21 protein-coding genes are annotated in these 25,357 nt (G+C 56.9%); 11 read left to right on the top strand and 10 right to left on the bottom strand.

Annotated elements, in window-relative coordinates:
* The first annotated feature begins 2 nt into the window (after window positions 1-2).
* Window positions 3-473 carry a TonB system transport protein ExbD gene (exbD, locus tag B3759_RS14205; protein ID WP_291366819.1) on the top strand — a complete coding sequence of 157 codons (471 nt, stop codon included), beginning with the start codon at window positions 3-5 and terminating at the stop codon, window positions 471-473.
* A complete protein-coding gene (locus B3759_RS14200) occupies window positions 470-1,318 on the top strand; it encodes an energy transducer TonB (RefSeq protein ID WP_291366817.1) in 849 nt (282 codons plus the stop codon). Before exbD ends, B3759_RS14200 begins: the two co-directional genes overlap by 4 nt.
* Before the next feature lie 44 nt (window positions 1,319-1,362).
* Here the strand turns inward: B3759_RS14200 and B3759_RS14195 are convergent, their stop codons facing one another.
* The 3 genes from B3759_RS14195 to B3759_RS16955 form a co-directional block, all read right to left on the bottom strand.
* Window positions 1,363-2,235: an EamA family transporter gene (locus B3759_RS14195; protein ID WP_291366815.1), complete on the bottom strand. Its 873-nt coding sequence runs from the start codon at window positions 2,233-2,235 to the stop codon at window positions 1,363-1,365.
* Window positions 2,236-2,548: 313 nt separating this feature from the next.
* Entirely contained in the window at window positions 2,549-4,036 is a 1,488-nt protein-coding gene (locus tag B3759_RS14190; RefSeq protein ID WP_291366813.1) for an APC family permease, read from the bottom strand.
* Between the two features lie 90 nt (window positions 4,037-4,126).
* Complete coding sequence (locus B3759_RS16955) at window positions 4,127-4,465, bottom strand: heme-dependent oxidative N-demethylase subunit alpha family protein (protein ID WP_422652820.1); 339 nt, start codon at window positions 4,463-4,465, stop codon at window positions 4,127-4,129.
* Window positions 4,466-4,910: 445 nt separating this feature from the next.
* Here B3759_RS16955 and B3759_RS14180 point away from each other — a divergent pair, with 445 nt between their 5' ends.
* The 7 genes from B3759_RS14180 to gabT all read left to right on the top strand — a co-directional run bounded on the left by B3759_RS14180 (window position 4,911) and on the right by gabT (window position 12,671).
* Window positions 4,911-6,338, top strand: coding sequence for a gamma-aminobutyraldehyde dehydrogenase (locus B3759_RS14180; protein ID WP_291367058.1), 1,428 nt, complete (start codon window positions 4,911-4,913; stop codon window positions 6,336-6,338).
* Window positions 6,339-6,343: 5 nt separating this feature from the next.
* Window positions 6,344-7,360: an ABC transporter ATP-binding protein gene (locus B3759_RS14175; protein ID WP_291366811.1), complete on the top strand. Its 1,017-nt coding sequence runs from the start codon at window positions 6,344-6,346 to the stop codon at window positions 7,358-7,360.
* A gap of 48 nt (window positions 7,361-7,408) precedes the next feature.
* Window positions 7,409-8,539: an ABC transporter substrate-binding protein gene (locus B3759_RS14170; RefSeq protein WP_291366810.1), complete on the top strand. Its 1,131-nt coding sequence runs from the start codon at window positions 7,409-7,411 to the stop codon at window positions 8,537-8,539.
* Entirely contained in the window at window positions 8,539-9,390 is an 852-nt protein-coding gene (locus B3759_RS14165) for an ABC transporter permease (RefSeq protein ID WP_018308178.1), read from the top strand. The genes B3759_RS14170 and B3759_RS14165 overlap by 1 nt, the downstream gene beginning before the upstream one ends.
* Window positions 9,387-10,175: an ABC transporter permease gene (locus B3759_RS14160; RefSeq protein ID WP_291366808.1), complete on the top strand. Its 789-nt coding sequence runs from the start codon at window positions 9,387-9,389 to the stop codon at window positions 10,173-10,175. Before B3759_RS14165 ends, B3759_RS14160 begins: the two co-directional genes overlap by 4 nt.
* 124 nt (window positions 10,176-10,299) lie before the next feature.
* Window positions 10,300-11,208 carry a LysR family transcriptional regulator gene (locus B3759_RS14155; RefSeq protein ID WP_291366806.1) on the top strand — a complete coding sequence of 303 codons (909 nt, stop codon included), beginning with the start codon at window positions 10,300-10,302 and terminating at the stop codon, window positions 11,206-11,208.
* Between the two features lie 182 nt (window positions 11,209-11,390).
* Window positions 11,391-12,671 (top strand): 4-aminobutyrate--2-oxoglutarate transaminase, encoded by a 1,281-nt coding sequence (gene gabT / locus B3759_RS14150; protein WP_291366804.1) that lies wholly within the window; start codon window positions 11,391-11,393, stop codon window positions 12,669-12,671.
* A 109-nt stretch (window positions 12,672-12,780) separates the two neighbouring features.
* Here gabT and B3759_RS14145 read toward each other — a convergent pair whose 3' ends face one another.
* From B3759_RS14145 to accD, 4 genes are all read right to left on the bottom strand, one after another.
* Window positions 12,781-14,862, bottom strand: a complete 2,082-nt coding sequence (locus B3759_RS14145; protein ID WP_291366802.1) for a hypothetical protein — start codon at window positions 14,860-14,862, stop codon at window positions 12,781-12,783.
* Window positions 14,863-15,426: 564 nt separating this feature from the next.
* Window positions 15,427-16,539, bottom strand: a complete 1,113-nt coding sequence (locus B3759_RS14140; RefSeq protein ID WP_291366800.1) for a hypothetical protein — start codon at window positions 16,537-16,539, stop codon at window positions 15,427-15,429.
* 78 nt (window positions 16,540-16,617) lie between these two features.
* On the bottom strand, window positions 16,618-17,949 hold the full coding sequence (locus tag B3759_RS14135) for a bifunctional folylpolyglutamate synthase/dihydrofolate synthase (RefSeq protein ID WP_291366798.1): 1,332 nt from the start codon (window positions 17,947-17,949) through the stop codon (window positions 16,618-16,620).
* A gap of 105 nt (window positions 17,950-18,054) precedes the next feature.
* The gene (gene accD, locus B3759_RS14130) at window positions 18,055-18,978 is read right to left on the bottom strand and encodes an acetyl-CoA carboxylase, carboxyltransferase subunit beta (RefSeq protein WP_010665922.1); all 924 of its coding nucleotides are present in this window, start codon (window positions 18,976-18,978) and stop codon (window positions 18,055-18,057) included.
* Window positions 18,979-19,247: 269 nt separating this feature from the next.
* Here accD and B3759_RS14125 point away from each other — a divergent pair, with 269 nt between their 5' ends.
* Window positions 19,248-21,287 (top strand): NAD(+) synthase, encoded by a 2,040-nt coding sequence (locus B3759_RS14125; protein WP_291366796.1) that lies wholly within the window; start codon window positions 19,248-19,250, stop codon window positions 21,285-21,287.
* A 97-nt stretch (window positions 21,288-21,384) separates the two neighbouring features.
* On the opposite strand, the gene B3759_RS14120 is transcribed toward B3759_RS14125, so the two are convergent.
* Both B3759_RS14120 and glp read right to left on the bottom strand, forming a co-directional pair.
* Window positions 21,385-22,734 (bottom strand): 8-oxoguanine deaminase, encoded by a 1,350-nt coding sequence (locus B3759_RS14120; protein ID WP_291366793.1) that lies wholly within the window; start codon window positions 22,732-22,734, stop codon window positions 21,385-21,387.
* A gap of 400 nt (window positions 22,735-23,134) precedes the next feature.
* A complete protein-coding gene (glp, locus tag B3759_RS14115) occupies window positions 23,135-24,340 on the bottom strand; it encodes a gephyrin-like molybdotransferase Glp (RefSeq protein ID WP_291366791.1) in 1,206 nt (401 codons plus the stop codon).
* 157 nt (window positions 24,341-24,497) lie between these two features.
* Between glp and rpmG the strand changes: the two genes are divergently transcribed.
* Window positions 24,498-24,665: a 50S ribosomal protein L33 gene (gene rpmG, locus B3759_RS14110; protein WP_010668957.1), complete on the top strand. Its 168-nt coding sequence runs from the start codon at window positions 24,498-24,500 to the stop codon at window positions 24,663-24,665.
* Window positions 24,666-24,881: 216 nt separating this feature from the next.
* Here the strand turns inward: rpmG and B3759_RS14105 are convergent, their stop codons facing one another.
* Entirely contained in the window at window positions 24,882-25,211 is a 330-nt protein-coding gene (locus tag B3759_RS14105) for an FtsB family cell division protein (RefSeq protein ID WP_018308182.1), read from the bottom strand.
* Between the last annotated feature and the right edge of the window lie 146 nt (window positions 25,212-25,357).

The following is a 25,357-nucleotide window of genomic DNA, read 5'->3' as shown; positions in this document are numbered from 1 at the left end:
CCATGATCCGCATCCGCCATGCCGATGAAACGCCGCATGAGGCCAGCGAGATCAACGTCACGCCGTTTATCGACGTGATGCTGGTGCTGCTGGTGATCTTCATGGTGACGGCTCCGCTGACAACAGTGAATGTGCCGGTCGATCTGCCGTCCTCAACGGAAAAGCCTGCGCCACGACCGGAAAATCCGGTGTTTCTTACTGTGAAGGCCGATCACGGTCTGGCGCTGGGAGAGGATGATATCTCTCCTGAGGGACTGGCTGCGGCACTGGAAACCGCGACCAAGGGAGACAAGGAGCAGCGGATTTTCCTGAGAGCGGACAAGACTGTTGATTATGGCACCCTGATGGGTGTGATGGATAAGCTGCGGTCTTCCGGATATCTCAAGGTGGCTCTTGTAAATCTTCAGGGACAGGAAGAAGGAGTGCAGCCGGCTGCGACGTCGTCCGCAGCAAGCGCGCCAGTCACGCCATGAGCGCCTTTATTGTCACACGTCATGCTGGTCCGGGTGGGCTTTCCTTTATAGAGCAGGAAGAATACCGACTGCGTCTTGAGAAGCGGCGCGAAAACATCCGCTGGGGCGCATCACTGCTGGCGGTGACGGGACTGTCATTGGGCGTGCTCTGGGCCGTCACCCATATGCCGCGTGTGGAAAAGCCTGTGGATGCACCTCCTCCCGCTGCCATCGCGATTGATCTTGCGCCACTGCCTGCGGCTACTTCGACGCCACAGACGGATACGCCGCCCGGCCCGCAACAGACACAGGCGCAACCTGTTCCTGAACCCGAGCCGCTGCCGGAACTGACTGCACCGCCGTCTCCTGCGCCCAATCCGCCGGTGCCCTTGCCGAAAATGGAAAAGCCACATCCTGTAAGGAAGAAGGTCAAGACGCCGGTTGTTCCCCAGAAGCTGCAACCGGTCAAACTGCCACCTGCGCTGGAAAATACGGCTCCACCGTCTTCGGCAGCTCCGCCGTCAGAGGCCGCGGCTGCACCGACTTCCGCCGCCTCTTCCTCGCGTGCATCCCATGAAAAGGTGACCTGGCAGGGGCAGGTACTGGCCCAGCTGGAGCGCTTCAAGCGCTATCCAGCCGAAGCGCAATCCAAACGACAGGAAGGAACGCCACTTCTGTTCTTTTCCATGGATCGAAAAGGTCATGTCCTGTCAGCCCGTCTCAGGAAAAGCTCTGGATATGAGCTGCTTGATCAGGAAACACTGGCGCTGGTCAGACGGGCGGAACCTCTGCCGCCGCCACCGGACAGCGTGCCGGGCGAACCGCTCATGCTGACGGTTCCGGTGGATTTTTATGTTCATGAGTGAGTTGAAGAGAGTGGAGTTTTCCACTTTCTGAAAAGAACCACTGGTTAAACGGTTTTTCGCCGATTCATTAGCGTTGTGCCAAGAGAGGCCGTCACAATGGCGGCGATGCCAAGCCAGTCGGGGAGCGGAAGATGCTCCCCGAGCAGCAGCACGCCCATGATGGCGCCGACAGCCGGTTCGCCACTGGTCAGCACGCTGAAGGTTTTTGTTGGCAGGCGACGCAGCGCATACATTTCCAGCGAGTAGGGAAAGGCGCTTGAGAGAGCCGCCAGCGCCAGAGCATCCCAGATGATATGAGGATGCAGCAACTGGCTCCCGAATTGGGTGATGCCGAAAGGCAGAATTGTCAGAGTGGCTGTAATCATCCCCAGCGTGGGGGCATAGGTCCCAAAAGCAGCGCCGGCCTTCTTGCCTGCCAGAATATAGATCGCCCAGCAGACGCCTGCGCCGAGGGCAAAAAGCATGCCTGTTGGATCGACGGGATGCGGATCGTGCCTTAACGGCAGCAAGAGAAACAGGCCGACCACAGCCAGACCTGTCCACAGAAAATCGCTTTTGTTACGGGAAAAGGAAACGGCAAGAACCAGTGGCCCCATGAACTCCACGGCAAGGGCGATGCCGAGTGGAATTCGTGAAATAGCCATATAAAACAGCAGATTCATGATTCCGAGGGACATCCCGTAAGGGAGAATGGCCGGTAATGTGCGGAGGGGTATCCTGATGCGCCAGATCCGCATGATGATGGCGAGAATGATTGAGGCGAGACCAAGTCGCAGGACCGTTGTTGCGGACGCCCCAATCAGTGGAAACAGGGTTCGGGCAAAGGAGACGCCGGTTGTGATGGACACCATGGCGAGCACGACCGCACCGGGAGGGAGAAGTTCGGTCTGTGTCTGACGGGAGAGCGGGGAGCGCATGATCAATAGCTTGCTGTGGTGATGAAGTGTGAAGCTATTGCAGTAATGTCGGAGGGTGGAAAAGCCGTGAGAGCGATAAATTTATCGCAGGCTTTTGTCGCACAGAAGAGGTGCTGAACTTATCCGGGGAAATGGAAGGGTGAATGCGGCTGCGATGAAGCCAGACGTGATAGCGTCGCGTTGGTCTTGATTGTAGAAGCTGCGATGCGATGTATCGTCACATCTTCAGAGAGATTTTTGGGAAAGCCTTGTGAAGAAGCTTTCCCAAAATAATTTTATGATCTGAAAAAGATTGAACGAACACCCTTTAAAACTATCTGCTTTTGCGGGGCGAAATCAGCCACGCATCGGCGTAACCCGTTGTGCCACGGAGATGCGGACGGCCGACGGCGAGATAAACCAATGCCGAGACAACGACGACGATAAGTCCGATAAGCATTGAATAGTTGATGTACCACGGGGCATCCGGCGTGCGGGGCCAGAGAATGTTGATGATCGCCAGAACGCCGTAAATGAGAGCCGCGATATTGATGGCGGTTCCCCAGCGTCCAAGGGTGAAGTCGCCACTTGGCTGCCAGCCGCGAAACCGTGCGTAGAGCGCTCCGGCGACGACCATCTGGAAAGCCACGTAGATGCCGACGACCGCGAAGCTGACGATGGTGGTCAGAGCGTCGGCGGCAAAGAAACCCAGCACGGCGATGGCGCTCGGCACCAGTCCTGCCACGAACAGCGCTGTTGTTGGAACATGGCTGTGAGGGGAGATGCGGGAAAGCGCCTTTGCGCCGGGGATCATGCGATCACGGGAGAAGGAGTAGATCAGACGGCTTACGGCGGCCTGAAGGCTGAGCACGCAGGACATGAACGAGACCATGACAATGGCCGCCACGCCCTTTGTGCCAGTGGAACCAAAGGCGTTCAGCAGGACATCGCTCAGGGCGTTGGGAGTTTCGCCGGAAATAACGGCGGGAATATTGGGCACAGCCAGCAGCAGAGCGGCGCAGGCAAAGATGGAAGCGCCGACGCCGATATAGATCGTCATACGCATGGCCTTGGGAATCTGGCGTCCGGGATTGGGAATTTCCTCAGCGACATCCCCGCAGGCCTCGAAGCCGTAACAAGAAAATAGCCCAAGCAGGGAAGCGGCGAGAAAAGCCGGAAGATAGCTGCCGTTCACAGGGGCCGCATTCATAGGGTCCAGCAGTGACCCCAGTGAATTGACCCGATGGAACATCAGCAGATACCCGCCGACGAACAGGGCTCCCACCAGCTCGCAGACAAACCCGAACATGGCCACTCTGGCGAGCAGTTTTGTGCCCGCGAGATTGCATGCCGTTGAAAAGATGATGAGCGCGAGAGCGATAGCTGTTGTGATAAAAGGCGTGCTGGGCGCGCCGGTCAGCAGGGCGAGGAAGGGTGCAGCTCCAGTGGCGACAGCCGCGATGGTGGTGAAAAGCGCCCAGACATATACCCACGCTGTCACCCATGACCATTTGCGTCCGACGAGACGCCGGGCCCATGGGTAGATTCCGCCAGATATCGGAAACTGCGAGACTACCTCGCCAAAAATGAGGGCCACCAGAAACTGCCCCAGTCCGGCGATGACATAGGACCAGATCATCGGGCTTCCACCTGTCTGCAGGCTGCTGTCGAACAGCGTGTAGACGCCGACGACAGGCGAAAGATAGGTAAAGCCGAGAGCGAAATTCTCAAGCATGGACATGGAACGGTCGAAATCGGATTTTACGCCGAGCGCCTCAAGCCGGGCATCGTCTTCCGGTGAACTGATGTGGGGATGGTCCATGAAAAATTCCTTGCTGCGTGGAGGCGTGCTGTTAAGCCGGGACAGGTGACTGGACTAAGCGACTGGATATCCGACGCGGTTCGGGAGGCGTCATCGAAAGAGGCGTGGGAAGTCACAGCTGTCGGCAGGAAACGGATCAGTCTCTATGTAGATAATCTGCTTCGGAGGGATTTCGCGAAGCATGCGATGGAGGTGGCGTCCCCATTTCGGTACCCAGCACAGATCACGGAAGCTGGTGAAGCAGGTCCGGATGTTGAGCAGAATGATATGGGAGCGGGGCAGGGAATAAAGGCGCTGCAACGCCACGCTTAGCAACCGGGGTCTGTCGAAACGAGAATTGGCTGCCAGTATTGATGAACACCACACATCCGTGCTGAATCCGAACGGCAAGTAAACAGGGCGACTTTTTACTGAGGACGATGGGATCATCTGCAAGCATCTCCCAGTGTTCGTGTGTGGTGAAGTCGCTGCTGTAGGTGGATACACGAGTGCCGGATTCTAAGATCATGGTATTGTTTCTGGAGCTTAGACAATTGTTTTGATTATGCACCAGTCTCTAATGCCAATACCGCATTATCGATATAATCGATGGATCAGAAAGATGTCCTGAAGAAAAGACACACCGGTATGTACCGAAAGCGACTCATTTTCATGAACTGGCTTTTGAAGAGTTGATTCATCGGAAAAACATAAAATTACCGCGATGAAAAACAGAAATAACAAAAATAAATTTTATATATCAATGCGTTGATAACGTATCGGTATATCCGATACTTCTTATTGGCATTATATATTGGTTTGGTATCGTAACGTATGCCACGGTTCAGATATCAGACGGATTGCCAGTGATCTGCTGTCTTGAAGGGTGTGCATGGTGCTGACCAGAATGTTGATTGGCTCAGCTTTTGTCGAAGGCGAGGGAGAGAACGAGACACTCTTTTCGCCGATGACAGGCGACGTCATCATGGAGATGGCAAACGCCTCAGCGGAACAGGTTGATGCAGCAGTGCTGGCGGCGGCTGAGGCTTTTCCGGTCTGGTCCATGACGACACCGGCCGAACGTTCCATGTGTCTGTTGAAGGTGGCCGATGCCATTGAGCGGGACGCAGAAACATTTGCCGAACTGGAAGCCAGAAATACAGGCAAGCCCCGTCATCTGATATTGAGTGACGAAATTCCGGCCATAGTTGACTGTTTTCGTTTTTTCGCTTCCGCAGCCAGAAATCTGAGCGGTCCTGTCGCCGGAGAGTATCTGGCAGGACACACGTCCATGTTGCGACGGGCACCAGTGGGCGTGGTGGCGTGTATTGCGCCTTGGAATTACCCTCTGTTGTTGGCGACATGGAAACTGGCTCCGGCTCTGGCTGCGGGCAACAGTTGTGTCATCAAGCCTTCCGAGAACACGCCTTTCACAATTCTGCACCTTGGAAGAATTTTTGCGGAGATATTTCCGCCTGGCGTGGTCAATATCGTTCTGGGCAGAGGGAACTCTGTCGGGCAACTGCTTCTGGAGCATCCGAACGTCGACATGGTATCGCTTACAGGAGACATCGCGACAGGAAGGAAGGTCATCGCTGCCGCTGCCCGCTCCGTAAAACGGACACATCTGGAGCTGGGCGGGAAAGCGCCGGTCATTGTCTATGATGATGCTGATCTGGAGGCTGTTGTGCAGGGCGTGCGGACCTTCGGATATTACAACGCAGGACAGGACTGCACGGCGGCGTGTCGGGTCTATGCGGACGAGAAGATTTATGACCGTCTGGTTGCCGATCTGACGGCTTCAGTCAAAAAAATCTCTTTTGGCAAAAAGGATGATAAAAAGAACGAGATACCGCCTCTGATTTCCGCCCGTCAGCGGTCCCGCGTGGCGGCCTTTGTCGAGCGTGCGGCGGACCTCCCTCACGTCGAAATCACAACCGGTGGCGATATGGTGGCGGGTGGTGGGTATTTCTACAAACCCACTGTGATCGCGGGTGCGCTTCCCGGAGATGAAATTGTGGAGCGGGAAGTTTTCGGTCCCGTTGTATCCGTCACGCGCTGTCGGGATATGGATGCAGTCATCCAGAATGTGAACAGTTCCCCCTATGGACTGGCTTCTTCCGTCTGGACCGGAAATATCGGTCGCGGCATGGAGACGGCATCACGTCTTCGGTACGGATGCACGTGGGTCAATACACATTTCATGCTGGTCAATGAAATGCCGCATGGTGGATTCCGCAATTCCGGCTACGGCAAGGATATGAGCCTCGGGTCTCTCGAGGATTACACGGTGTCCCGGCATGTCATGGTAAAATGGAACTGACAATAATGACGGATGAGTCTTCCCTGCATGCGCCAGCGGTCAGCCTGACGGCTCTGACCAAATCCTATGGTCACGGCAAGCCTGTTCTGAAAGGCATTGATCTGACCATCCGACGTGGCGAGTTCTTTACCATGCTGGGTCCGTCAGGTTCCGGAAAGACCACCACGCTGCGGCTGATCGGCGGATTTGAGTTGCCGGATTCCGGAGAGGTTTTTCTCGGTGGCGACAAGGTTACAAGCCTTCCTCCGTACAGACGTGATGTCAACACGATGTTTCAGGACTATGCGTTGTTTCCGCATATGAGCCTTCAGGATAATGTCGCTTATGGCATGAAGATCAGGGGCGTGGGGAAAGCCGAGCGGAGCGAACGCGCCACGAAGGCTCTCGCCATGGTGCATCTGGAGGCTGTCGGAGACCGTCGTCCTTCCCAGCTTTCGGGTGGACAGAGACAGCGTGTGGCGCTGGCGCGTGCGCTGGTGAATGAACCCTCCCTGATTCTGCTGGACGAACCGCTGGGTGCTCTGGATCTGAAGCTGCGTCGCGAGATGCAGGTGGAGCTGAAGAATATTCAGAAACAGACTGGCATAACCTTTGTTTATGTCACGCATGATCAGGAAGAGGCGCTGAGCATGAGTGACCGTATCGCCGTTTTTTCGGAAGGTGTCATTGAACAGATCGGGACGCCGGAAGAGCTGTACGAACGGCCGGCGAGCGGTTTTGTCGCTCGTTTTATCGGATCATCCAATATCTTGCATGAAAATGGGCGGGAGATTCTGCTGCGACCGGAAGATATCCGGCTGGAACAGCAGGATTATGCGCTGGCATCCCATGAAGATGGTTTGCCGGGCCTCGTTCAGGAGATTTCCTATCTCGGTCCGGTCACACGTTGTCGTGTAACAGGGGCCGACGGTGACACGGGTGTCACCGCCATGGTGCCATCACGTCAGGCACGTGGGTTGAGCGAGAATATGGCCGTCCGGGCTGTATGGTCGAAAGAGTCTGCCTATCCTCTTTCATCGTAAGGGTGTTTTCGGAATGTCTTGTGTTTTCAGGAAGAAAGGATGACGACCATGAAGGGTTTCAGTGCACTGCTTCTGGCTACCTGTTGCACCGCGATAATGGCGCAGGCACGCGCGGCGGATCTTCCGACTTCCATAGGGAAAGGCGAAGGCGATCTGAATGTCGTTGCGTGGGAAGGTTACGCAGACGACGCCTGGGTCAAACCGTTTGAACAGCAGTCAGGATGCAAGGTCCATCGTAAATATGTCGGTTCGTCCGACGAGATGGTGGCGCTGACCCGCATGGGTGGCGGCAAGGGGTTTGATGTTGTTTCGGCGTCCGGTGATGCAGCGCTTCGGTTGATTTTTGGCAAGAATGTGCAGCCTGTAAACATGAGTCTGATCCCGGCTTATGCTGATCTTATGCCGGAACTCAAGGAGCCCTCCTTCAACACGGTGAAGGGCGTTCATTACGGTGTATCCTATGAGTGGGGACCGAATGTCCTCATGTGGAATACGAAAACGATCACAACCGCTCCGACAAGCTGGTCTGTCATTTATGACAAGGCGCATACGGGCGTCATTACGGTGCCGGACAACCCGATCCAGATTGCAGATGCGGCGCTGTATCTGTCGCACACCAAGCCGGAACTGGGTATCACGGATCCATATGAGCTGACGCAGCCGCAGATGGATGCGGTGGTGGCGCTGCTGAAAGAACAGCGGCCTCTGGTCAAGAAATACTGGGCGCTGGCTTCAGACGAAGTTGATCTGTTCAAGAGTGGAGATGCGCAGGTTGGTGCAGCGTGGCCGTATCAGGCGAACACGCTGCGGGCTGCTAATGTGCCTGTGCAGGATACCATCCCGACTGAAGGGGCCACCGGTTGGGCTGACACATGGATGATCAGCACTCACGCGGAGCATCCGAACTGCGCCTATCTGTGGATCAATCATGTGATGACGCCGAAGGTGCAGGCCCAGCAGGCGCTGTCTTTTGGAGAAACACCGGCGAACACCAAGGCCTGTGCGGAGATGGATACGATGCAGCCCGGTTCATGCAAGCAGTACCATGCTGATGCCTCGGCAGCCTATTTCTCGACCATCAAGTTCTGGAAAACACCTGTTAAACAGTGTGGGAATGGCCAGAATAACTGTCTCGATTATGCTGCCTGGCAGCGTGCATGGCAGCAGGTCAAACAGTAATGACGGGCGGTCGGAAGCTTCTGGGGCATGTGGCCCTGCTGTTGCCCCCGTTCGGGTGGCTAACAGTTTTTTATCTGGGCAGTCTGTTTGCCCTGTTGCTTTCGGCCTTCTGGCAGGTCGATTCAATGTCCGGCGAGATACTTCACGAGTGGACGCTGGACAATTTCCGTATCCTCGCCACGGATAGCACCTATCGTGTCATTGCGGAGCGGACGATCGGCATTGCGGTGCTGGTCACGATTACGGATATCATCCTTGCGTGGCCGCTGGCTTACGTCATTGCCCGCAAGGTTGGTCCGCGTATGAAACTGGTGCTGCTTGTGCTGGTGGCGCTCCCGCTCTGGTCGAGCATGCTGGCGCGGATTTATTCCTGGAGGCTGATCCTTGGTCATGATGGCGTGCTGAACTGGTTTCTGAGAACGGCAGGATTGCCGGAGCAGTCATTCGCTTTCACCAACGTCGCTTTATGGATCGTGTTTACCTATCTGTGGCTGCCTTTCATGCTGATGCCACTTGTGTCCGCTCTGGAACGCATTCCGGCCTCTCTTCCTGATGCGGCTGGGGATATGGGCGCCACGCCGTTCCAGACATTCCGGACGGTGATCTTTCCTCTCGCTATCCCCGGCATGGCGGCAGGGTCGGTGTTCACATTTGCTGTCACGCTGGGCGAATATGTCACGCCGATGCTGGTTGGAGGGGCTGGATCCGAATTTATCGGCAACGTGGTCTATTCCAATGTCGGTGTATCGGGAAACATTCCGTTTGCAGCAGCCTATTCCATGATCCTTCTTGTCGTGGTTGGTGCTTACATGCTGCTGGCCCGCCGGTTCGGAGCGTTTGATGGAGCATGAGTGGTTCGATGCGTAATCTTGCTCTCTGGGGTGCAGCATCAGCGGTGCTGGCGTTTCTGCTTCTGCCGTTGCTGATTGTGCTGGTGTTTGCGTTCGATGCCTCGTCGGTGCAGGTCTGGCCAATCCATTCCTTTTCACTGAAATGGTTTTACGCCACGTGGGCGGATGAGGAAGTGAGGAGTGCGCTGCTTGTCTCGCTGGAAGTAGCGGGTCTGGCGACACTGCTTGCGTCCGTGCTGGGAACGCTGGCGGCAGTAGGCATGAATGGTCTTTCTTCCCGCGCTGTTCAGGTGGGATCATTTTTTCTCACACTTCCTATTGCGTTGCCGGGAGTACTGACCGGCATTGCGATGAACAGTTTTTTCACCGCACTGGAGATTCCCTTCACGATGGTGACGCTGGTGATTGCGCATACCACGTTCTGCACAGTGGTGATTTACAGCAATGTCATGGCGCGGCTTCGGAGGCTTTCCCGTTCGCTGCTTGAGGCGGCGCAGGATATGGGTGCGACACCTTTTCGGGGTTTCACCAGTGTCACTCTGCCTCTTTTGAGCGGATCAATTGTATCGGGGATGCTTCTGGCGTTCGCTCTGTCCTTCGATGAAGTGATTGTATCCACCTTCACGTCAGGATCTGAAACAACCCTGCCGCTTTGGATCTTCGGCGCCATCCGTCTGGGGCAGCACATGCCGGAAGTGAATGTTGTGGTGTTCGCTGTTGTGGCGGTGACATTGCTGCCGATCATCCTTGGTCAGAAGCTGGCGGCTTCGGCATCCAGAGAGTAGTCCGTATGAGGGAGTGTATGCCGGTATTGAAGATGATGGACTCACAGCGCAATGGAGGGCTGATGAGTCCTTGTGCTGCATCCTCACAGGTCTTGTTCTTCTTGCGTGAGGAAAACTGTCCGTTATGGCGCTGACATTACGCCAGCTTCGATATTTTGCGTCCGTTGCGGAGGTCGGTTCGATTTCCGGTGCGGCCATGGTTTTGTTGGTGTCTCAGTCAACAGTGACGGAAGCGCTGCGTGATCTTGAAGCCGAAATGGGATTCCGGCTCCTTGACCGTCATGCGCGCGGTGTCGTTCTGACCCGTCGTGGGCAGCAGTTTTTCCAACGTGTGCAGCGTATTCTTGATAGCGTTGCCGATGCGCAGAGCATGAAGGACGAGGATGAAGAGGCGCTCGTCGGCACGCTCACGCTTGGCGTGACGCAGGTGGTGGCGGGATATGTCCTGCCTGATCTTCTGACACGATTCCGGAGAGCTTTTCCAAAAGTCAATGTGAGACTTATAGAGGAGCAGCCTGATTATCTCGATCACATGCTGGTCGGCGGAGAGCTTGATCTTGCGGTGACACTGCGTCTGGGTAACTCGATTCCCAGTGCGTGTGGTGCGCATGTGATGGGGGTTTCGCCTCATCATGTCTGGTTGTCGCACGGACATCCTCTTGCGCAGGAAAAGCAGGTAAGCCTGAAGCAACTGAATCAGGAGCCTTTCATCACACTTGCCGCCGATATTCTTGAAAGCAGAATGACGGCGGTGTGTGAGAAGTTTTCTTTTCAGCCGATATCCTATTTTCGGTCGACCTCCATTGAAGCCGTGCGAAGTCTGGTAGCTGCCGGACATGGTATCGCCATGCTGCCGCAACTGATCTATCGGCCGTGGTCGCTTGAAGGGGAAAAGATTGAGTCCCGACCGGTGCAGGAGGAGCTTCCGACTGCGGATCTTCTGGTGATGTGGCGGCGCGGTTTGCCTCTGGCTGCTCCAGCGCAGTATTTCATGGATATGGCGTTGCAGCGGACGGATCGTGTCGCCGGCTGATAAATGGGAGGTATGCAGTCAAATACTTTTCTTCTTTGATGGGTAGAAGAGTATCGGAAGTGGGATTATGTGGAGTGCGGTGTGTACAGTGCACTTTGGTTGTGTCGCTGTGCTTGTCCGGATGCTTTGGATTTTGATGTCAGGCCGAACCAGCCGGACAGTTTTTGGATAGGAAAAGAAACGTGAGTACAGGCAAGAGCAATAAGGATCTGTCGGCTCGTCGTGCAGCCGCCGTTCCTGTTGGTGTGGGATCGGCGACCGCTATTTATGCGGATCGCGCTCAGGGGGCTGAACTGTGGGATGTCGAAGGACGTCGCTACGTTGACTTTGCTGCAGGCATCGCTGTGGTCAACGTTGGTCATCGTCATCCAGCTGTCATTCAGGCTGTGCAGGAACAGCTTGAGCATTTCAGCCATACGGGCTTTCAGGTCGCTCCGTATGAAAACTATATTGCCCTTGCAGAACGTCTGAATGCTGCAGCGCCATTCGATGGTCCGGCGAAAAGCATTTTCTTCACGACCGGCGCGGAAGCGACCGAGAACGCTGTGAAGATCGCTCGCGCTGCCACAGGCCGTTCAGGCGTTATCGCTTTTACTGGTGGCTTCCATGGCCGCACGCTGCTTGCATCTGCCATGACCGGCAAGGTGAACCCCTACAAGACACAGTTTGGCACCATGCCGGGTGACGTTTTCCATGCGCCGTTCCCGGCTCGTGGCGTGTCTGTTGCCGACAGCCTCAATGCGCTTGATCTGATGTTTGCTGCGGATATTGATCCGTCCCGCGTGGCTGCGATCATCATCGAGCCGATTCAGGGTGAGGGCGGCTTCCGGGTAAGCCCGAAGGAACTACTGGAAGGTCTGCGCGAGCGTTGCACGAAGCATGGTATTCTGCTGATTGCGGATGAAGTCCAGACCGGTTTTGCCCGTACAGGCAAGCTGTTTGGCATTCAGCATTCGGGTGTCAAGCCTGACCTGATCTCGGTCGCCAAGGCTCTTGGTGGCGGATTCCCGCTGTCCGGTGTCGTTGGTCGTGCAGAGATCATGGACGCTGTCCGTCCGGGCGGTCTGGGTGGCACCTATGGTGGCTCTCCGCTCGCCTGTGCGGCGGGTCTCGCGGTTCTGGATGTCATTGAAAAGGAAAAACTCTGTGCCCGTGCAGAGCATATCGGTGCGACGATCAGCAAGCGCATTGCTGGTTGGACTGAGCGGACCGATCTGACGCCGGTTGGCAAGGCTCATGGTCTCGGCGCGATGGTTGGTTTCGATGTGCTCAGTGTACACGGATCTGACGAGGTAAAAGCCGGCGGTGCGGGGCAGATCTGTGCGCGTGCGGCGGAAATGGGTCTGATTGTGCTGTCCTGTGGCGTTCTCGGCGAGACGGTTCGTCTGCTGCCGCCTCTGACCATCAGTGACGAAGTATTGAATGAAGGTCTGGATCTTCTTGAGAAGGTCCTTGCTGGCTGAAGCCAGCATTCAGTTCTCTGAAGTTCAAAAGGGTGTTCCATGTGAGTGGAACACCCTTTTTTATGATGGTCGATGATCTGATTTCTGAAAATAGATGAAAATACCCTACTCAGTAATAAGTGTATGTTCTGTCATTGTGAGTCGTCATACTGCCGAGGATAGTGCTTGAGACAACGGAGGCAAAAATTGCCTGTCCGGTTTCCAGCAGTTGGCTGCCATCGGTTGTCGTGTACCAGTCCCGGTTGGACCCCAGAAGAACGGCAAGATCGGTTCCGGGGTCCACAACGACGACCTTGTCGTCGTCAGGATTGGATAGCCTGTAGTTGGTGACTGCATTTGTAAAAAGTTGGGGCCAGGTGACGCTGTACGTCGTGGCATAGCGAAAACCAAAAGGCATGATGGCGAACAGCCATGCATCAGGCGCTGCTGCCCTGTGAGCGGTGAGACACTGTGTCATTGCGGCTTGTGCGTCAGACTGATTGGCATAAGCCAGCGCGTCACGGGACAGAAGATTGAAGGCAATCCAGCTTGGAGGCGTTCCGATATCCCCGTAGGAACTGAGGAGGCCATTGCTATCAAGTGCCGAAATGCCAGAATCAACGAGATTCCAACGACTTTTTGTGTCGCTATACGCTCCGCCAAGACCGTTGCTTGATCCTGTGACCGAGTAAAATGCTGGAACATCTTTCGTGCTGTCACCTGCAGTGATGTAGCCTGAACCGGTGCAGGCCGATATGCAGGTCCGGTAGCCTGCTGTCTCCATGCCGCGCAACAGGAAATAGGCATAGGATGAAAGCACATTATCGCTGCCAGCATCAGCGGATGTGCCCTCTGTCGTATCATCGCCCACCAGCTTTCCCCACGGGCGTTCGGCAACGATATAGGCAGCCGAGGAAGCTGGATCGAGCGTCAGGCCGCTGATGGTGAGGCAGTTGTTTCCCTTGTTCCAGCGGTCTGAAGCAGGTGTCCGTGTCAGAAAGACTTCCAGTCTGTTGACCTGTCCCGGCAGAATACTGGAAAGCGTCAGGTCGGTTTTCGCTGCAATGTCTCTGGTTGCAACTCCGTTGAGAAAATAGGTGATATAGGCACCGGTATTTTCAGGACCGAGATGGAGTGTGGCTGTAGGGGTTGCTGAAGCCAGCCATGAAATCTGAAACCATGCTCCCGGATTCCAGGTGCTGCGCCACAGGGAGCCGTCACGTCCTTCATCACCGGTCCAGTTTCCGGGAGAAAAGAGGAATGCTGAAGAGTCGACTGTAAGCGTATAGGCGGAACTGAACGTCATGGCGGTGACGGTGAAAGCGGCCGGGTTACTCAGCGCGGCTGAGTTGGTAACGGTAAAATTTCCTGTTCCCGCAACGGAAGGAGTGAATGTGAACGTTAAGGGTGCTGTCGATCCTGCGGGAATAGTGCTGGTTTGTGGAGAAAATGTTCCAGCCAGTGTGCAACTGGGAACGATTGTAATTGCTTTTGTATTGGCTGTGCCGCTTCCTGGAGTGATTGTGTAGGTGGCGGCTGAACCTACAGTCAGCGCCTGTGGTCCCGTCAGGGAGAATTGTGTAAAAGGCGTCTGTGTGGAAGCAACTGTTATAAACAGGTCTCCCGGATCAGTCAGCGATCCATTGCTGTTCGTGCTGAGTGTTCCCACGCCGCTGGCCGTCGGGGTGAAGGTGAAGGTGACAGCGCTGGTGGAACCTGCGGGCAAAGAAACGACTTCTGGTGAGAAAGTGCCTGTCAGTGTGCAGAGAGGCGTGATTGTAATCGCCTGTGACGAGGCTGATCCGGAACCGGGTGTGATGGTGTAGGTGGATGCAACGCCAGCGACCAGGCTGGTGGCGCCCGTCAGTGTGTAGGTTGTGAAGCTATTGGAAAGAGCGATCGAGAATACTGAAAGAGCAATGGGATCAGTCAGGCCCGCAGAGTTTGTCGTGCTTAGCGTGCCTGAACCTGCTTCCGTTGGTGTGAATGTAAACGTTACAGTGCTGGAGGAACCGACGGGCAGGGTAATGGTTGCCGGGATAAAAGTACCAGACAACGTGCATGTGGGGGTGATGACCAAGGGAGCCGACAGTGTTGTGCCTGCTGTGGGTGTCACGCTGAAGATGGCTTTGGAACCCACGGACAGGGATGCGGGTCCTGTTAGCGTATAGGCCGGGGAGATCAGGGGAATGTCCGTGGATGTATCGCTCATATATCAGTGCTCTTTATTGTCGTCAGTATTGTAATTCATGTATTTGCAGAAAATTATTTTTTGAAAATGCGTCTTTTGGAAATTAATTTCTGCCAAATAGCAAGATTGCTTTCTATTTTTTGATGCGTTCTGGGTAAAATTGCAGAATAGGCAATAAGTAATCCTATATTTGTATAAAATCTTGTATGAAATATAGTTCTATTGAGTAGGGAATAATTTTCTGATCAGACTGTTCTCAATCCATGAAGCGGTGTTCCCTGGTCACGCATGCCCTTTATGGCTGCTTAACCGTCCCTGATAACGGGCGCACCCTAATGATAAGAAAAATTACAGAAAAATGGAAAAATACAGGTCTTGATCCTGATGTCGTCATTTGAAAGAATTTGGGAAAATGCACCATCCTAATTGTGGTGGAGTTGGTGATTTTCAAAACGGCAATCTAGAACGCGGTGTTTTGCTGTCAGTGGTTTATACGATCCGGATTTTTGAACAGAAAAAAGTGCAGGACAGTACTCTGTCTGTCCTGTTCCGAAAAACAAACAGTGTTCCAATAAGAAATTGATTTCAGAATCCGTAAGCGACCCCGGAATGAAGGGTTACACCATTGGTCCAGCTGCTGGGTTCGAACGCATAGAAACCATTATGCTGATCAATGAGCTGACTGCGGCCAAACGAATAATATGTGTATTGCACGCCTCCGATCACATGAAGCGACCGGGCAATGCGGTAATCGAAATCGAGACCTGCCGTCCATTCCGGTCGGGGACGTAGGTGAAAAGTGCCTGTTGCGTTTGCTGCGTCCATGCGTGAGCCCAGCAGTTCGGTCCACGCAAGCCTTCCTCTGAGAACGAACGCATCCGTAATGGCGTAATCGAGCCTCACCTGAATACCGGCAAGGAAGCCGCCATAGGCTTCCGAACTTTTCGGGACGCCGCCAGCTGACTGGATATCCCGGTTCCACGACCAGTAGCCACCAACGATCGTGGGCGTGATCATGAAGCGATCATTGACCATCAGGCCCTTGCCGAGTTCGATCCGGCTGTCAGTGGTCATACGGTGTGAGGTGCTGTTAAGGGGCCAGACATCGCCCAGACCATTAGATGCTGATCCCTTGTAGGACACGTTACCGTCGCCAAGCGCGAAGTGCGCGGCGAGAAAGACATGGTCGATTTCGTACATATCGAACATGTCGGCGACATCAAGCTGGAAGCCCGGCACCCAGCCGGTTTCCCGATCATATCCGGTGCTGACGCCCTGCCAGGGGGGCTTTTCCTTATAGTTGCTCCATGCTCCCGTCACAGAGAGACCGATTTCCCGATTGACCTGAACGACGGCCGGAATATGGGAAGCCGCCTGATAAGAGCCACCGGGACGGTAAGATGATGGCTCATCGGGCAGAGAGCGATGGTGCCGCGGACGCTGCTGGTCTTCTTCCGGCTCGAAACGATGTGTCGGCATACGGTACTGTGTGAGAGGCGATGTATCGACGACTCCTCCCTCGCCGGGATCCATGTTCATGGTCATCAGCATCCGGGCAAGCGTCTGGTGACGCAGTTCGGCATCCCGGCGTGCGTCCAGATAGGGCGTGCTGTGTTCGGGAGCGAACTGGGCATGGGCCTGCCGGGCAGAAGACAGAGCCGCCAGGGAAAGGCCCAGACACAGGAGAATCTTGCGCAAGGGCGCCTCGCTCGGATGAGAAACAGTATCTGTGTTTCTCCTAAGGCGAGACGGTTAACGACCCCTTACAAAACGCGTCTATTCAGCGCGCCATCCGTCTTTTTTCAACACAACTCCGGCCAGATAAAGACTACCGCAGATCAGAACGCGAGCAGCCTTTCCCTCTTTGCCAGACAGATTCGCCAGCGCCGTGGCAATGTCAGGCCCGGACTGCACTCGTCCGTGAGAAGCTTCAATGATGGCTTCCACAGGCAGCGCCAGATGCTGGTCCGGTTCCGCGACTGCGTAGACGGAAGTTGCATGATCAAGAAGAGGCGCGAGAAAACCTGAAGCGTCCTTGGTCTGCTTCATACCCACCAGAATATGCAGCGGCCGATCAGACCATTGCTCCAGCACAGGCACCAGCGCCTCACCAGCGCCGGGATTATGGCCACCATCCAGCCACAGCTCCCACCCGGATGGAAGCTGGGCTGCGAGTGTGCCTTCGAGTTTCTGAAGCCGTGCGGGCCAGCGCGTGTGGGCGATTCCCGCCCAGGCTGAGTCGGGCACGGCAAGCCCGCTGGCACGCAGGGTGGCCACGGCAAGTCCGGCATTGTCGTCCTGATGGGTACCGGTCAGGGCCGGAAGGGGGAGCGTCAGAGCTCTCTTGGCGTCCTTGTAAAGCAGGGAGAGCCCATCCGCGCTACGTGTCAGTTCCCAGTCACGGTCGCGCAGCAGAAGAGGTGCGCCTTTGACGTCAGCCTCCATCGCCAGAACGTTCTGCACCGCCTGAGGCTGACGTCCTGTGACAACCGGCACGTCCGGCTTGATGATACCCGCTTTTTCGCCAGCAATGGCGGCGAGTGTGCTGCCCAGAAAGGCCTCGTGGTCCATCGAGATGGCCGTAATGGCGCAGGCTGCGGGCCGCGCCAGAACATTTGTTGCGTCAAAACGGCCACCCAGCCCGACCTCGATGATGGTCAGTTCGGCAGGATGACGTGAGAACAGCAGGAACCCGGCGGCTGTCAGTACCTCGAACACGGTAATCGGTTCGCCCCCATTCACCTGCTCGATTTCCTCCAGTGTGACGACCAGTTCTTCTTCGCTGACCAGTTTGCCAGCAACACGGAAGCGTTCCGTCACATCCACCAGATGCGGCGATGACATGACATGCACACGCCAGCCTGCGGCTTCGCCAATGGCGCGGAGGTTGGCGCAGGTGCTGCCTTTGCCGTTAGTTCCGGCGACATGAATGACGGGAGGGAGATGCTGTTCGGGGTGACCGAGCTTGGCCAGCAGGGCCTCAAGGCGTCCCAGCGACAGGTCGATCAGGGCCGGGTAAAGCCGGTTCAGCCGTTCGAGAACGGTGCCGGTCCTGCCCGTGAATTCCGCTCCGAGGGCTGGTTTGCGGGGGGAGGACGTGTCGGTCATGCTGTTTCACTCCGGGGCATGCGCCGGGAGGGGCGTGGGCCGCCATGTCAGAGCAGGTCGGGGCAAGATGCATGCATCTCACCCCGTGAAGAAGCCGGTTGCCGCTTAGTTGACGGGGAGCGGATTGTCCTCGGAGCCCGGCTCTTCGGGGTCAGGCAGGGTTTCCGTGAATACGTCGCCCGGAGGGGCCGCGGTCAGCAGACCGATCACGCGGCCAAGGGTCTCACGCAGATTCTTGCGCTCGACGACCATGTCCAGCATGCCGTGTTCAAGCAGATATTCGGAACGCTGGAAGCCTTCCGGAAGCTTCTCGCGGACTGTGTCCTCGATCACGCGTGGTCCGGCAAAGCCAATCAGGGCTTTCGGCTCGGCAATCTGCACATCACCCAGCATGGCGAAAGAGGCCGAGACACCACCCGTCGTCGGGTTGGTCAGCACGACAATGTAAGGCAGTCCGGCATCCTTGAGCATCTGTACGGCGACTGTCGTGCGCGGCATCTGCATCAGGCTGATCAGGCCTTCCTGCATGCGCGCGCCACCCGAGGCGGTGAAGATGACGAGCGGAGACCGCTGGAGAATGGCCAGACGGGCGGCGGCGACAAAAGCCTCACCCAGCGCCGAACCCATCGTGCCCGCCATGAATTCATACGCCATGACTGCCACGACCGCCGGATAGCCGGTGATCTTGCCATGCGCGACAGCCAGCGACTCATCGAGTCCGGTCTTGGCGCGAGCATCTTTCAGGCGGTCGGTGTAACGCTTCTGGTCACGGAATCCGAGCGGATCGACGGCGACCTTAGGCAGTTCGATGCGCGTATAGCTGCCTGCGTCGAACGTCCATTCCAGGCGTTCGGCGACCGGAACCTTCATGTGGAATCCGCAGTGCGGGCAGACATTCAGGGTGCGCTGTAATTCCTTCACCAGAACCATCTGGTGGCAGGACGTGCAGTTGGTCCACAGATTGTCCGGAACGTCGCGCTTGAGCAGTCCCCGAATCTTGGGGCGGACATATTTGGTCAGCCAGCTCATGCCTCAACTCCGCACAAAAAACAAAACGGTCAGTCGCATCCCATGACAGCAGGAATGGACGCAAGGGGGCACTGCATAGCTTTCCTGCGGCGCTCTGCCAAGTATGTAGACGTTTTCTCCGAATAGAGAGGCTGACGGTCTCCTGTCGGAAAAATTCAGGAAAGCGGCAGAAACCATATTCTGGTTACACAAGAAGCTGTTTGGCCTGCGCCGGTTGCTCCGACTATAGAATGGTCTTCTGATACATTACGGATTGCGTGAGGGCACCCATGCGGGACTTCCATTCCCTTTATCGGCACGGTTTCGCTCGTGTTGCGGCCTGCACCCTGCCGGTGGGGCTTGCCGATCCACGCCTGAACGCTGCGCGCATCATTGAATGTGTCTCGGCCTGTTCCGAACAGGGCGCGGTGCTGACCGTGTTCCCTGAACTTGGTCTTTCTGGATATGCCATTGACGATCTGCGTCAGCAGGATGTGCTACTGGACGCAGTAGAGGAGGCGGTCGGGGAGATTGCCCGCGCCACCAGCACGTTGCTCCCCCTTATCCTGATCGGTGCGCCGCTGCGTCACCATGACGCGCTCTATAACTGCGCCATAGCCATCCATCGGGGCGAAATCCTCGGTATCGTCCCCAAATCCTACCTGCCGAATTATCGCGAGTTTTATGAAGCCCGGCAGTTCACACCGGGCGCAGGCATCGTGGGGGACATGATTCACGTTGCGGGCAGAGAATTGCCGTTCGGCACGGACCTTCTGTTCGAGGCACGTGACATTCCCGGCTTCTGTGTCGGTGTGGAAATCTGTGAGGATCTGTGGGTGCCGTTGCCACCCAGCACCCGCGCAGCACTGGCTGGGGCCAGCGTGATCGCCAACCTGTCTGCCAGCGACATCACGGTCGGCAAGGCGGAGGTGCGGGATATGCTCTGCCGCTCCCAGTCCGATCGCTGCCACGCCGCCTATCTCTATGCCGCTGCGGGGGAAGGGGAATCCACAACCGATGTGGCATGGGACGGTCAGGTGTCCATCTTTGAGAACGGTCACCTGCTGAAAGCGAGTGACCGTTTCCCGAACGGGGCACGCCATGTGCTGGCTGACATCGATCTCGATCTGCTGCGTCAGGAGCGGATGCGAATGACGTCCTTTGCGACCAATGCATCGGTTGAAGAGGAGGGTGGTCTGTGGCGGCGGATCGTCAGGAGATTTGGGCCTCCGGCGTCTGATCTGGGACTGATGCGCGACGTGCCACGCTTCCCGTTTGTTCCCGCGGACCCGGCGAGGTTGGCGCAGGACTGTTACGAAGCCTGCACCATTCAGGTCTCCGCTCTCCGGACGCGCCTTGCCGCCATGGGGGCGCGGAAGATGGTGATCGGTGTGTCGGGAGGGCTGGACTCCACACAGGCTCTGCTGATCGCCGTCAGGGCTGCGGATGAGCTGGGGCTGAAAAGAAACGCGGTGCTCGCTTTCACCATGCCGGGCTTCGGCACCAGCGACGCGACGAAGAGCAACGCCCATGCGCTGATGCAGGCGCTCGGCGTGACCGCCGATGAAATTGACATCCGTCCCGCTTCGGAACTGATGCTGAAACAGATCGACCATCCCTACGGGCGCGGCGAGCCGGTCTATGACATCACGTTCGAGAACGTGCAGGCCGGTCTCCGGACCGATTTCCTGTTCCGTCTGGCCAACCAGCGTGGCGGCATTGTGCTGGGAACGGGCGATCTCTCGGAGCTGGCGCTCGGCTGGTGCACCTATGGCGTGGGCGACCAGATGGCCCATTACAACGTCAATGCGGGCCTGCCCAAGACGCTGATCCAGCATCTGATCCGGTGGTTCATGTCATCCGGTCAGTTCAGCCCGGAGACTGTGAAGATCCTGAAATCCATCCTTGCGACGGAAATCTCACCGGAACTGATCCCCGCCGATGCGGATGGAGCGGTGCAAAGCACGGAGGCCACCATTGGTCCCTATGCGCTGCACGATTTCTCACTGTTCCACGTCCTGCGTTACGGTTTCCGACCGTCCAAGATTGCCTTCCTTGCGTGGCATGCGTGGAACGAGGTGGATAGTGGCGCATGGCCGCCTGGTTTTCCTGAGGATGAGCGCAAGGCCTACGACCTGCCGACCATCAAGCACTGGCTGCACGTCTTCCTCCAACGCTTTTTTACGAGCAGTCAGTTCAAGCGGTCCGCCATGCCGAATGGTCCCAAGGTGGTGGCGGGAGGCTCCTTGTCTCCGCGTGGCGACTGGCGTGCGCCCTCTGACGGGAATGCGCGGGTCTGGTTGGAGGAACTCGAGAAGAATGTGCCGTAGGGAGAGCGGCTCTCCATAAAGAGATCGGGCGGCGACGGGTATGACGATACGGTGCTTTGATCGTTCCTTCCCTGAACAGCTCGAAGGCATTGTCAGGTTACGGATTCAGGCGCTGGATTCGCCGTGCCTGTTTCATGTGCTCTTTCAGCACGTCGGTCAGGTTGGGAAGGTTGGGCAGACCGTTTTCGACCAGCGGCACGCCGTTCACGATGGTGGTGCCAGCCGTTGCCGGACCGCACCGCAGCAGCGCCTCGACCGGGTCACTCAGCGCTCCCGCCAGAGAAACCTCGGACATCTGCCAGATCACCAGATCGGCACAGGCTCCGGGCCGCAGATGACCGATCTCTTCCCACCCAAGACAGGCGGCTCCCCCACGCGTCGCGGCGTCCAGCGCATCGCGCGCCGACATGGAATGTGGTCCGTTCTTGTAGCGACCGAGAAGCAGCGCCGTCCGGGCTTCGAGCCAGAGTGAGGCGCTATCGGTCGAGGCCGAGCCATCGCAGCCCAGCACCACCGGCATCCCCTGCGCCCGCAGGCCCATCAGGTCCGCCGAACCGCCGCCGATCATCATGTTCGAGCAGGGACATTGCGCCGTGCAGACGCCGGCATGGGCGAGGCGGCTGATTTCTTCGGGCTTGGGATAGATGAAATGCGCGACCCATGAGCGCGGCGTGGCCCATCCCACGCGTTCGAAATACTCGACCGGCGTGCAGCCATACACCTCCTGACAATAGGCATCTTCCTCCGGGTCTTCGGCGAGGTGGGTGTGCAGGCGCAGGTTATGTTTCTCGGCCAGTCGGGCGGATTCCATCATGATCCGTTCGGTGACGGAAAACAGTGAGCAGGGTGCCAGAGCCACACGGTTCATCGCGCCGGGTGCGGCATCGTGGAATTTTTCCACCAACCGAACTGAGTCTTCCAGAATCACGTCCTCGCTCTGGACGACAGAGGCAGGCGGCAGTCCGCCATCCTCGACCGAGCGTGTCATCGAACCGCGTGTGGCATAGAAGCGATAGCCGATCTCGTTCGCAGCCTTGAACTGCGCGTCGATCAGGAAGGGCTTGGGATGGACATACATGTGATCCATCGAGGTGGTGCAGCCGCCCAGCAAAAGCTCGGCAATGGCGACATAGGTCGAAAGATAGACGGAGTCTGCGTCCAGTTCCGCCCAGAGTGGATAAAGTCCGGTCAGCCATTCAAACAGCGTGCCGTTCGTCACCGGTCCGAAGGAGCGGGTCAGGTTCTGGTACATGTGATGGTGACAGTTGATCAGCCCCGGCGTGACCAATCTGCCATTGGCCGAGATGCGGCGCTTCGCCTCGGGTTCGTTGCTGCTGTCGCCAACGGCCTGAATGCGGCCATCCTTAATGGCGATCCAGCCAGAGGGAATTTCCCAGTCGCGGTCGACGTAGATGTATGCATCATGAACAAGAAGATCGGCTGTCATGCGCTCTCCAGTTTCCACAGTTGAACCGGCCGTGGGCCAGTTTCGCTATGATCCCTGTTCCGGGAGGCGCGAACTCCGGATCGTCATCAACCTGTGTTGAGCGGGCGTGTAGGACGAGACTGGAGAGGCAGTGGAGTCTCTGTCAAGGCAATTTGTGAAAAGGATTCCCGTTTCCAGAAATCCTTCCAATGCTTCGCTTGCAGCTTCGAGAACGTGAAGAACGACGCTCGCGTTCTGAAGTTACGAGTGCCATTACAACTGACTGACTCTTGCGTGGAGTGATATGGGCTTTGCCTGCACCCGGAAGAGACCAAAGGCCCCTTCACCCCAATGTATTGATCACAAACGGTTTCCAAAGGTGAGCCTTTGGTGGGGCGGGGCAAAGCCCCGAAATGAACCCTTAGTCCACCAGCCCTTGTAGCCGTACAATCCGGCAAACCTCCCCCTGCTTCGCTTCCGGCGCAAAGCGTTCGCGCAGTAGCAGCGCGTCACAGTCGGCCAGCGGGGCCATCATGGAGGAGACCTGCCGTGAGAAAGGTTTCGCCCAGAGAACGCCGTTCTCGTCCCGGCTCAGTGTGGCGCGGAGGTAATCGAAGCGCTGGTCATTAGCGGATAGGTCCGTGGCCAGACGGGCAGGCTCGGTGCTGTCGTCTTTTGTGACCTCGCCGGACATGGCGCGGAGGGCAGGGAGCACGAACACAAAGCTGCACACGAAAGCCGCGACCGGATTGCCGGGCAGTCCGATGACGGGTGTCCCGTTCATCTGGCCAAACATCAGCGGTTTGCCGGGACGCATGGCGATCTTCCAGAAATCAGTGACCAGACCTGTCTCACCAAGGGCTTTCTTGACGAGATCATAATCACCGACACTGGCCCCTCCGATGGTCAGCAGCAGATCGACCGTGTCCAGTTGCCGAGTGCTGCCTGTCAGCGAATCGACCGTGTCGCGGGCGACTGGCAGGATGATCGGCTCTGCTCCTGCCTTGCGCAGCAGAGCTGCGAGCATGAAAGCGGCTGAACCGACGATGGAGCCGGGCGGTACAGTGTCACCGGGCAGAACGATTTCATCGCCAGTGCTGAGAATGGCGACCCGAGGCCGCCTGCGAACCGTGATCCACGGGCAGTTAGCCGCTGCCGCGATGCCGATATCGCGGGCCGACAATCTTTTGCCAGTTGGCACAACCGTCTGGCCTTCGGAAAAATCCAGACCTTTCCGGCGAATGAAGCGTCCGCTGGTGACAGGCTCTGTCACTGTGATGTGATCGCCGTCGCGGGTGGTGTTTTCCTGAATCAGGATCGCATCCGCGCCTTCGGGCACAAGACTGCCCGTGAAAATCCGCAGACAGGTGCCGGGTGTGACCGCCCTGTCGCTCGGATGACCGGCGGGGATATCACCGATGACATGGAGTTTCGCGCCTTCCACCGTGTCGGTCGCTCTGACAGCGTAACCATCCATGGAGGAGACGTCGGCGGGGGGATTGAACAGGCGCGCCGTCACTGGTGCAGCGGTGATGCGGCCGCAGGCCTCGGTCAGCGACACGGTTTCCGTGCCGAGGAGGGGGAGGACGGAAAGGATGCGATGAAGGGCTTCAGAGACCTCGATCATGGGCTTTTTCCAAACTTTTTGGGGCTTCCGGGGCGTTTGGGGTGCATGAATGCTTGACCTGAGGCCCTCGGATGCGCAATTTGCGCCGAACTTGAACCACGGCCGCGATCAGGGGTGCAAATCCGGACCTGCGGTCAGGCACGATTCCGAGGATCTTATGGCAAAGTCCAACGTCATCCAGATCCGGCTCGTCTCCTCCGCAGACACCGGATATTTCTACGTCACCAAAAAGAACGCGCGCGCCCAGACCGGCAAGCTCGAGCTGAAGAAGTACGACCCGGTTGCTCGCAAGCACGTCGTCTTCCGTGAAGCGAAAATCAAATAAGGCCTGCGCTTCAAAACGCAGCCTACAAGAAAAGCGCCATTCCTTCGGGAACGGCGCTTTTTCTTTGGGCTATGGGGAGGGATTTACGGGGCTTTGCCCCGCGCCCCACAAAGGGACGCAGTCCCTTTGAACCCGTTTTGTTTTCTATTAACTTATTGAAATCAAAGGATTCCGGGTGTCACCTTTTTCAAAAAGGTGACCTTCCTTGATGCAGTCTCAGAAAAGCTGCGCGTGCTTGTCGTAAGGCACGACAATATCGTTGGGGTTGGCCAGATTGAGCATCGCGCGGGCGCGCTCATCCAGAATGTCCGCATTCAGCGCGCCTTCGCTCAGGCCCGCCACACGACGACGCCAGGCCGCCTGTTCCGTCACAGCGTTAGCCTGGGACTCGTGAGCCTCATCAAGCAGGTGAAGCTGCTCGTGATAGGATTTCAGGCCATGCGCGCCTTGCGTGGCCTGCCAGCAGAAATACCCGGTAAGAGCGAGAAAGACGGAGGGGGGGAGAACCGCGTTGACGGCGCGTCGGATTATCCGGCCAAGCTGCATACGAATCGGGACCTCCGGGAGAATCGAACCAAGGGTTTCAAGCCTGTCCCCTACCGTATTGCAAGATGTGGCTTAAAAAAGGCGAAATGGCTGAATAATTACATTTCGGGAAGTTTTAGTCGTTTCCAGATCACAGACCTGTCCCC

It is taken from the genome of Acetobacter sp. UBA5411 (assembly GCF_002409645.1).
In the GTDB taxonomy this organism is placed as follows: domain Bacteria; phylum Pseudomonadota; class Alphaproteobacteria; order Acetobacterales; family Acetobacteraceae; genus Acetobacter.
This window is presented reverse-complemented; position numbering and strand designations above follow the sequence as displayed.